This is a genomic window from Blastomonas sp. CCH1-A6 (assembly GCF_001556365.1).
Classification (GTDB): Bacteria; Pseudomonadota; Alphaproteobacteria; order Sphingomonadales; family Sphingomonadaceae; genus Blastomonas; species Blastomonas ursincola.
Map to the genome: position 1 here is coordinate 1 of NZ_LSIS01000031.1, position 8,902 is coordinate 8,902.

An 8,902-nucleotide genomic window follows, 5' to 3' on the forward strand; every position below is an offset into this window, starting at 1 on the left:
ACGCGCGAGGAACGGCTGGCACGGATCGAGAAGGCGCGCAAGCTGACCCGCGATTCCGGGGCGGACGCGCTGATCGTCGGCGCAGGCACGAGCCTGCGCTATTTCGCGGGCGTCTCCTGGGGCGGGACCGAGCGGCTGGTCGCGCTGCTGATCCCGGTCAGCGGCGATCCCATCATGATCGCGCCCTATTTCGAACTGGGATCGCTTCAGGCCGAACTGGCGATCGAGGTCGAGATCCGCCTCTGGCAGGAGGACGAATCGCCGACCGCCCTGGTCGCCGACGCCTGCCGCGCCTGGAATGTCACCACGCTCGCGATCGACCCGGCATTGCCCTTTCTGTTCGTCGACCGGATCGCGAAAAGCGCGCCGGGCGTCACGCTGACCAGCGGTGCGCCTGCGATCGATGGCTGCCGCATGCACAAGTCGCCTGCCGAGATCGCGTTGATGCAACAGGCCAAGTCGATGACGCTCGAGGCGCATCGCCGCGCCGCGCTGATCCTGCGCGAAGGCATCAAGGCCAGCGAGGTGATCCGCTTCATCGGGGACGCGCACCGCGCGATGGGCGGACCGGGCAGTACCTTCTGCATGGTGCAGTTCGGGCGCGGATCGGCCTTTCCGCACGGCCTGCCAGGCGATCCCGAGCTACACGAAGGCGACATGGTACTGATCGACACCGGGACCACCGTCCACGGCTATCATTCGGACATCACGCGCAGCTATGTCTTCGGCACGCCGAATGACGAGCAGCGCCGCATCTGGGATCTGGAACATGCCGCGCAGGCCGCCGCCTTCGATGCCGCCCAGCCCGGCGCGCCGTGCGAGAGCGTCGATGCCGCCGCGCGCCGCGTGCTCGAGGCTGCAGGGCTCGGCCCCGACTATGCGCTGCCCGGCCTGCCGCATCGCACCGGCCACGGCATCGGCCTTTCGATCCACGAACCCGCCTATCTGGTCCGCGGCGACACGACGCCACTTGGCCCAGGCATGTGCTTCTCCAACGAGCCGATGATCGTCATCCCCGACCGCTTCGGCATCCGGCTGGAGGACCATTTCTACATGACCGACGACGGGCCGCGCTGGTTCACCGAGCCGCAACCCGCGATCGACGCGCCGTTCGGCTGACAGGAAAGAGGCAAGACGTCGGATCCATTAACATCGTATAATAAACTTCACTCCATTACTGCCATTTAATGAATGCCATTGTTGATTGAGCGATCAAACCAGATGTATACATCAATTCTCAATGACTCATATCGAGCAATGGAGGAATCGATGCTGAAGACGTTTCTCGTTAGTTCCGTTTCATGCTGTCTCCTCGGCCTCGCTTCTCCTGCCAGCGCCCAGGTTCAAGGTTGCATCGATCAATGCTACCAGACTTATAATACTCGCTGGCTTTATTGCATTCAGCGCTATGGTGGCCACGGCTATGACGCAGAGCTATGCATGCTCAACGAGTATGACGTCCTCGTTGACTGCATGAACAACTGTGGGACAACCTATGGCGCCAACACCCGCACGGACAAGCGTTTCCCGCGGTTCATGGCAAGAAAGCCATCCTGTCAAGCTGGTGCGGAAGTGATGGTAGGATAGACAGCGGCGCAAAGAATGCGACTGGCGCGAAGTTGCGCCTTGATTTCCATCAGCCCTTTCGGACAGCAATATGGTAAATCCCGCTCCACCATTGGCGCGGGATCAAGTCAATGATAGGCGCTGCGGATGGTTTCGCTATCGCCGCCCTCGCCGCTCCCCACCCGCACACCGCGCCGCTGGTATGCGCAGCTTTATGTTCAGGTGCTGGTGGCGATCGTCGCGGGCGTGGCGCTTGGGCATTTCGCGCCGGAGACCGGGGCGGCGATGAAGCCGCTGGGCGATGTTTTCATCAAGCTGGTCAAGATGGTGATCGCGCCGGTCATCTTCCTCACCATCGTCACCGGCATCGCTGGCATGCGCGATCTGGCGAGCGTCGGGCGCGTCGCAGGCAAGGCCTTCGCCTATTTTCTGACCTTCTCGACGCTGGCGCTGGTCGTCGGGATGATCGTCGCCAATGTCGTCCAGCCAGGCGCGGGGCTGAACATCGATCCGGCGACGCTCGATACCGGCAAGGTCAGCGAATATACCGCCAAGGCGCAGGAATCGAGCATCACCGGTTTCTTGAGCAGCATCGTGCCCGACACGTTTCTCGCCTCGCTGAGCAGCGGCAACCTGCTCCAGGTGCTGTTCGTCTCGATCCTGTTCGGCATTTCGCTGGCGATGATCGGAGACAGGGGCGCGCGGCTGCTTGACCTGCTCGAGGATGCGTCGGCCGCGTTCTTCAAGCTGGTCGGCATCGTGATGAAGGCCGCCCCCATTGGCGCGTTCGGTGCGATGGCCTTCACCATCGGCGAATATGGCATCGGCACGCTTGCCAATCTCGCCGCGCTGGTGGCGACCTTCTATGCGACCTCGCTGCTGTTCGTGCTGGTCGTGCTCGGCGCGGTCGCCTGGGCGTGCGGCTTCTCGATCCTGAAGCTGATCGCTTATCTGCGCGCCGAACTGCTGCTCGTGCTCGGCACCTCGTCATCGGAAAGCGCACTGCCCTCCTTGATCGAGAAGATGGAGCGCGCCGGCTGCCCCAAGACCGTGGTCGGCCTGGTCGTGCCGACGGGCTACAGCTTCAACCTCGACGGCACCAATATCTACATGACGCTGGCGGCGCTGTTCATCGCGCAGGCGTGCAATGTCGAGCTTTCGATCGGCGAGCAATTGCTGCTGCTCGGCGTCGCGATGATATCGTCCAAGGGGGCTGCGGGGGTGACCGGCGCAGGCTTCATCACGCTGGCGGCGACATTGTCGATCGTGCCCTCGGTGCCGGTCGCGGGCATGGCGCTGATCCTGGGGATCGACCGGTTCATGTCCGAATGCCGCAGCCTCACCAACTTCATCGGCAATGCGGTGGCGACCGTGGTGGTGTCGAAATGGGAAGGCCGGCTGGACAAGGAACAGTTCGACCTGGCGCTGGCCGACCGGTTGCCGCGCGTCGAGGATCTTCCCGAGGATGCGGTCGACCCCTGAGGGGCTCAGGCTTTCTCTTCGTCGAGCAGGGCGGCGGGCGACAGGCCGATGCGCCGCATCTGGCGCAGCACCGGCGGCCAGACGTGCTGGAGAAAGTCCTCGCGCTCCATTGCGCGCAGCTTGTCGACCGCGCCGGGTGCGACATACATGCCCACCCCGCGCTGCACCTCGACCAGTCCCTGGTCCTGGAACATCTGATACGCCTTGGCGACCGTCAGCGGGTTGGCCTGTTGTTCGGCAGCAAACGCCCGGACCGAAGGAAGCATGTCGCCTTCCGCGTACACACCGTCGAGAATCGATGCGGCGATGATGTCGCGGAGCTTCAGGTAAACGGGTTTGGAGTTGTCTGCCATCACTGCTTCACTGCCATAATACAGCGTGGCAGGTCAAGTGGATTCAATGCGAGGCTTTTTGCTCAGCAATCCTAGGGGTCATCCCTGGTCGGGTGGCAGTCCGCCATAGGCGGTGATCGCCTCGAAGATCGCGGTGAGCGCGACGCGCTCGTCCATCGAGATCTCGGGCCGCCAGATTTCGAACAGCAGGATGATGCGCGTGGCGCTTCCGCGATTCCACGCCTCGTGCTCGATGCTGTCGTCGAAGATCAGCAGCCTGCCCTGCTGCCACGTCCGCGTCTCGTTGCCGACGCGGATCGCGCAATCGGCATTGGTGATCAGTGGTAGGTGGCAGATCAGCCGGGTGTTGAGCATGCCGTTGTGCGGGCGGATATGTGTGCCCGGGCGCAGCAGCGAATAGAGCGCCATGGGCGAGCGCGCGGCAATCACCGGCATCGGCGCCGTCGCGAGCGCAGCCATGGTCGCCGGTGCCTGGGCGGCATGGTCGGGGACGGGTACGCCATTTTCCCAGAAATAATGCGCGCCCCAGCTGGGATCGTCGCGCAAGGGATTGGCGGCGGCAGGCCGGTCGGGCCGGGTCTGGACATAGGGGCTGAAATCGCCCGGCTGCCGATCGAGCAGCGCTTCGAGCTCCGCGCGCATGGTATCCGCCTGCGCTTCGAAGCCTTCCGCCCAGTCGAACTCGGCCGCCTCGTAGAACTGGCGCTGCGGCAGGCCGGGAAAATAGAAGCTGGTCGGCTCCTGCACGTAAACCTGCCTGCGCCCCAGCAGCAGATCGAGCGCCATGTCGACGCGCGACGACACGGAACCCGGGGCAATGCCCTTGCCTGCCAGTTGGTCGGCCAGGAACGCAGCATATTCGCCCTGCGCCTGTTGCAGATACTGCTGGCCCTGTTGCAGCAGCGGGACCATCGCCTGTGGCACCTGATCGGGCGCGTGATCGGCCACTGCCAGCGCCGTGGTGTAGAAGGACGAAGCCGCCCGCGAATCGCCAAGCGCCGCCTTGTGTCCCGCCATCAGCAGCAGACCGCCCAGATGCCGCGGTTCTTCTGCCAGCAACCGGACCAGCGCATCGCCCTGCCCTGCTGCGTCACCCGCCATCTGGCAGGCCTGGGCCAGCAGGAACCAGGGCGGCACCTCGCCCAGGGGCGGATCGTTGACGACATTGGTCAACAGATCGCGCGCGCGTGTCGCATCGCCGCTGCGCAGGGCGGTTATGGCCTGCTGGATGACGATGCTGGCGTGCTGGCGATCCATCACCCGTGTCTAGCCAGCGACGAACCGAATGACCAGCAGATGCTTTGCGTCAGACTCCGGCGACAGCGTCACCGACGTTGATGCGCTGGCCGTTGGTGATGATGACCACATCGCCCAGCTTCACCTGCTCGAACAGCAGTTTAGCAAAGGCGGTCGGCACGCCGATGCAACCGCGCGTGCCATAGCCCCATTCGACATCGCTGCCGTGGATCGCGACGCCATCGTTGGTCAGCCGCATCATGTACGGCATCGGCGCATCATAAAGGTTGGAGACGTGGTCGGCATCCTTCTGGGTGATCGGGAAGGCCCCGAGCGGTGTCGGCTTTTCCGGGGTACCGTAAAGGATCACCGCGACGCCGATCTCATGGCCGTCGCGAAAGACCGAAAGCGTCTGCGCGGCAAGGTCGACCGTGATCAGCAGCGGGCCGGTCGCAGGAGCGTTGCTTTCGTCCCAGTAATAGTTGCCATGCCCCAGCGGGCCATCGATGGTCATCACGCTCTTGATTGCATAGCCCGCCTGCTCTGGCGTCGTGATGGCGGAATCGGCCTTGGCCAGCACGGGCGTGGCCGCCTCAGCCGCCTGTGCCTGCGTGCCGGGCAGCGCCGCCCTGGCGACCGGCTGCATCGCCGCATCGCCGGGCGCGCTGGTGATCATGGCCCCCACGAGCGCACCGATACCGACCAGCATGCCGCCGCCTGCCACCTGCCGTGCCTTGGGCCATTTCATGGTTCGCTGCTCCCGTCGTGCGATGCGTTAACGCCACCTCAATGCGGCATTTACGAGATGCTAACCAAATGGCTGCCGAATCGCCAGCGCCGCGATGGCCCCGTCCCCCGGCGGGACGGTGACGGGCGGTCGGGTTAAGCGATACGGTTACCGGCCGAGGCCGGCGCGCAGGCGGCAGTTATGGGTTGCTTATCGCGGCCCATGCGCCTATATGGCGATCCATCCCGACATGGTTGCTGAGACTTGACGGGCCGGCGCCTCGCGGGGCCGGCGCGAACGAGCTTTTGCTGCCCTGCCCACAGACCAATTTATCAGAAAGCCTATCGTTGACCGATCTTGCCGCCGTCGCTGCCCTTGTCGAACCCGAAGCCCAGGCGCTCGGTTTTGACCTGGTGCGCGTGCACCTGTTCGGTGCGGGCGATGACCGCACGTTGCAGATCATGGCCGAACGGCCCGAGACCGGACAGCTCAACATCGACGATTGCGCCGCGCTGTCGCGTCGGATTTCGGACGTGTTCGATGCGCTGGAAGAAGCCGGCAAGGACCCAGTGCCCGGATCGTACCGGCTCGAGGTCAGCTCGCCCGGCATCGACCGCCCGCTCACCCGCCTCAAGGACTATGGCAACTGGCTGGGCCATGAGGCGCGGCTGGTGCTGACCGAGGCGGCGCAGGGTCGCAAGCAGCTGACCGGCGAGCTGCTCTCGCTCGAAGGCGAGATGATCTCGGTCAACGACAAGAAGGTCGGCCATGTGACCGTGCCGTTCGGCCAGGTGCTCAGCGCCAAGCTGATGCTGACCAACAAGCTGATTGCCGCCACCCGCCCGCTCGATACCAGCGGTGTGGACGACATCGAAGAAATCGACGAAAACGCAGACCTCGAAGAACAGGAAGACTGATCATGGCCAGCGCCATTTCCGCCAACAAGGCTGAACTTCTCGCCATCGCCAACTCGGTGGCGACCGAAAAGATGATCGACAAGGCCATCGTGCTCGAAGCGATGGAAGAGGCGATCCAGCGCGCGGCCCGGGCTCGCTATGGTGCGGAAAACGACATCCGCGCCAAGCTCGATCCGGTCAGCGGCGACCTGCGCCTGTGGCGCGTTGTCGAGGTGGTCGAAACCGTCGAGGACTATTTCAAGCAGGTCGATGTCAAGCAGGCGCAGAAGCTGCAGAAGGGCGCACAGGTCGGCGACTTCATCGTCGATCCGCTGCCGCCGGTGGACCTGGGCCGCATCGACGCGCAGGCCGCCAAGCAGGTGATCTTCCAGAAGGTCCGCGATGCCGAGCGCGAGCGTCAGTATGATGAGTTCAAGGATCGCGTGGGCGAGATCATTACCGGCGTCGTCAAGTCGGTCGAATTCGGACACGTGATCGTCAACCTCGGCCGCGCCGAAGGCGTGATCCGCCGCGAACAGCAGATCCCGCGTGAAGTCGCCCGCGTCGGCGACCGCATCCGCGCCATCATCCTCAACGTCCGCCGCGAGAACCGTGGCCCGCAGATCTTTTTGAGCCGCGCGCATCCCGATTTCATGCGCAAGCTGTTCGAACTGGAAGTGCCCGAAATCTATGACGGCATCATCCAGATCAAGGCCGCTGCGCGCGATCCGGGCAGCCGTGCCAAGATCGGCGTGATCAGCTATGACAGCTCGATCGACCCCGTCGGCGCGTGCGTCGGCATGAAGGGCAGCCGCGTCCAGGCGGTCGTGCAGGAAATGCAGGGCGAGAAGATCGACATCATTCCCTGGTCGGAAGATACCGCGACCTTCGTCGTCAACGCGCTGCAGCCGGCCACCGTCAGCCGCGTGGTGATCGACGAGGAAGAGAGCCGCATCGAGGTGGTCGTTCCCGACGACCAGCTGTCGCTCGCTATCGGTCGTCGTGGCCAGAACGTGCGTCTGGCCAGCCAGCTCACCGGTTCGGCCATCGACATCATGACCGAGGCGGAATCGAGCGAGAAGCGCCAGAAGGAATTCACCGAGCGTTCGGAAATGTTCCAGAACGAGCTCGACGTCGACGAGACGCTGTCGCAGCTGCTGGTCGCCGAAGGCTTCAGCGAGCTCGAGGAAGTCGCCTATGTCTCGCCCGAAGAGCTTTCGAGCATCGAGGGCTTTGACGAGGAACTGGCCGAAGAACTGCAAAGCCGCGCACAGGAAGCGCTCGAGCGCCGCGAAGAGGCCTCGCGCGAGGAACGTCGCGGCCTGGGCGTCGACGATGCACTGGCCGAGCTGCCGCACCTCACCGAAGCCATGCTGGTGACGCTGGGCAAGGCGGGCATCAAGACGCTCGACGATTTGGCCGACCTCGCCACCGACGAGCTGATCGCCAAGAAGCGCACCGAGCAGCGCCGCCGCGACAATTCGGCCCCCGCCAACAAGCGGCCCGAAGACAAAGGTGGCGTGCTGGCGACCTATGGCCTGACCGAAGAGCAGGGCAACGAGATCATCATGGCCGCGCGCGCGCACTGGTTCGAGGACGAGGATGCGGGCGCCGATGGGGAGGACGCGCATGCGGAAACTTCCCAATGACACGGCCGGTGATCTTCTAACCGACGACGCCACCAGCACTGCCGCCGACAAGGCGGATGGCCCGATCCGCCGCTGCATCCTCAGCGGCGAACGGGCGGAGCGTGGCGAGCTGATCCGGCTGGCGATCGGCCCCGATGGCCAGGTCGCCCCCGATGTGCGCGCGCGTGCCCCCGGGCGCGGTGCGTGGATCGGGGTGACGCGGCCCGAGCTCGAAGAGGCCATCGCCAAGGGCCGGATGAAGGCGGCCCTCGCGCGTGCGTTCAAGACCGGGCCGATCACAGTGCCCGACGAGCTTCCCGGCATGATCGAGGAGGCGCTGACGCGCGCGCTGCTCGACCGGCTGGGGCTGGAATCGCGATCGGGCACGCTGCTGACCGGATCGGACCGCATCGCCGAGGCGGCGCGGCGCGGCAAGGTGTGGCTGCTGCTGCATTCGAGCGACAGCTCGCCCGACGGCAATGCGAAGCTCGATCAGGCCTGGCGCGTCGGCAGCGATGCCGAAGGCAGCGGCCAGCGCGGAACCGTATTGCCTGTAGACCGCACCCGCCTGTCTGTGGCATTGGGGCGCGACAACGCGGTCCATGTGGCGCTGACCGATCAGCGCGCCGCCGCCCGCATTGACCAGTTTCTTGGCCGATTGCTGCATTTCAAAGGGGAGGGGGCCGTGCCCGGCCCCGGCGAGCCAGTCTAGCCCGCTCTGGCGTGCGCGGACATGCCCCGTGCGGACCGGCGATGCCTGATGCATCGCCCGATATGAGAATTTATTGAGGATTGAGTCTGTTCGATGAGTGAAGATACCGAAAACAAGCCGACACTGGGTCGCAAGCCGCTGGGGCTGAAGCGTTCTGTCGAGGCTGGCGAAGTCAAGCAGACATTCAGCCATGGTCGCACCAACAAGGTCGTGGTCGAGGTCAAGCGCCGCAAGCTGGTCGGCAAGCCGGGCGAAGCGCCTGCTGCCGCACCTGCCCCTGCGCCCGCTCCGGCGCCCACCCC

Annotated in this window: 10 protein-coding genes; 7 read left to right on the forward strand and 3 right to left on the reverse strand. The window is 64.7% G+C overall.

The annotated features are described in order from the left end of the window. From AX735_RS01625 to AX735_RS01630, 3 genes are all read left to right on the forward strand, one after another. The coding region (locus AX735_RS01625; RefSeq protein ID WP_066274590.1) for a M24 family metallopeptidase at window positions 1-1,119 on the forward strand (1,119 nt) is incomplete at its 5' end. 150 nt (window positions 1,120-1,269) lie between these two features. Next, the gene (locus tag AX735_RS24805; protein WP_137776174.1) at window positions 1,270-1,587 is read left to right on the forward strand and encodes a hypothetical protein; all 318 of its coding nucleotides are present in this window, start codon (window positions 1,270-1,272) and stop codon (window positions 1,585-1,587) included. Between the two features lie 126 nt (window positions 1,588-1,713). Further along, window positions 1,714-3,048: a dicarboxylate/amino acid:cation symporter gene (locus AX735_RS01630; RefSeq protein WP_066274592.1), complete on the forward strand. Its 1,335-nt coding sequence runs from the start codon at window positions 1,714-1,716 to the stop codon at window positions 3,046-3,048. Window positions 3,049-3,053: 5 nt separating this feature from the next. On the opposite strand, the gene AX735_RS01635 is transcribed toward AX735_RS01630, so the two are convergent. The 3 genes from AX735_RS01635 to AX735_RS01645 form a co-directional block, all read right to left on the reverse strand. Continuing rightward, on the reverse strand, window positions 3,054-3,401 hold the full coding sequence (locus tag AX735_RS01635; RefSeq protein WP_066274595.1) for a GntR family transcriptional regulator: 348 nt from the start codon (window positions 3,399-3,401) through the stop codon (window positions 3,054-3,056). A gap of 78 nt (window positions 3,402-3,479) precedes the next feature. Beyond that, the gene (locus tag AX735_RS01640) at window positions 3,480-4,658 is read right to left on the reverse strand and encodes an aspartyl/asparaginyl beta-hydroxylase domain-containing protein (protein WP_066274599.1); all 1,179 of its coding nucleotides are present in this window, start codon (window positions 4,656-4,658) and stop codon (window positions 3,480-3,482) included. Window positions 4,659-4,707: 49 nt separating this feature from the next. Beyond that, the gene (locus tag AX735_RS01645; protein ID WP_066274602.1) at window positions 4,708-5,385 is read right to left on the reverse strand and encodes a L,D-transpeptidase family protein; all 678 of its coding nucleotides are present in this window, start codon (window positions 5,383-5,385) and stop codon (window positions 4,708-4,710) included. Between the two features lie 326 nt (window positions 5,386-5,711). Between AX735_RS01645 and rimP the strand changes: the two genes are divergently transcribed. From rimP to AX735_RS01665, 4 genes are all read left to right on the forward strand, one after another. Beyond that, window positions 5,712-6,281, forward strand: coding sequence for a ribosome maturation protein RimP (rimP, locus tag AX735_RS01650; protein WP_171007855.1), 570 nt, complete (start codon window positions 5,712-5,714; stop codon window positions 6,279-6,281). Window positions 6,282-6,283: 2 nt separating this feature from the next. Then, window positions 6,284-7,909 carry a transcription termination factor NusA gene (nusA, locus tag AX735_RS01655; protein WP_066274611.1) on the forward strand — a complete coding sequence of 542 codons (1,626 nt, stop codon included), beginning with the start codon at window positions 6,284-6,286 and terminating at the stop codon, window positions 7,907-7,909. Beyond that, complete coding sequence (locus tag AX735_RS01660; RefSeq protein WP_066274617.1) at window positions 7,890-8,600, forward strand: DUF448 domain-containing protein; 711 nt, start codon at window positions 7,890-7,892, stop codon at window positions 8,598-8,600. The genes nusA and AX735_RS01660 overlap by 20 nt, the downstream gene beginning before the upstream one ends. A 93-nt stretch (window positions 8,601-8,693) precedes the next feature. After that, window positions 8,694-8,902: translation initiation factor IF-2 associated domain-containing protein (locus AX735_RS01665; protein WP_156442051.1), on the forward strand; the 209-nt coding region annotated here is incomplete at its 3' end.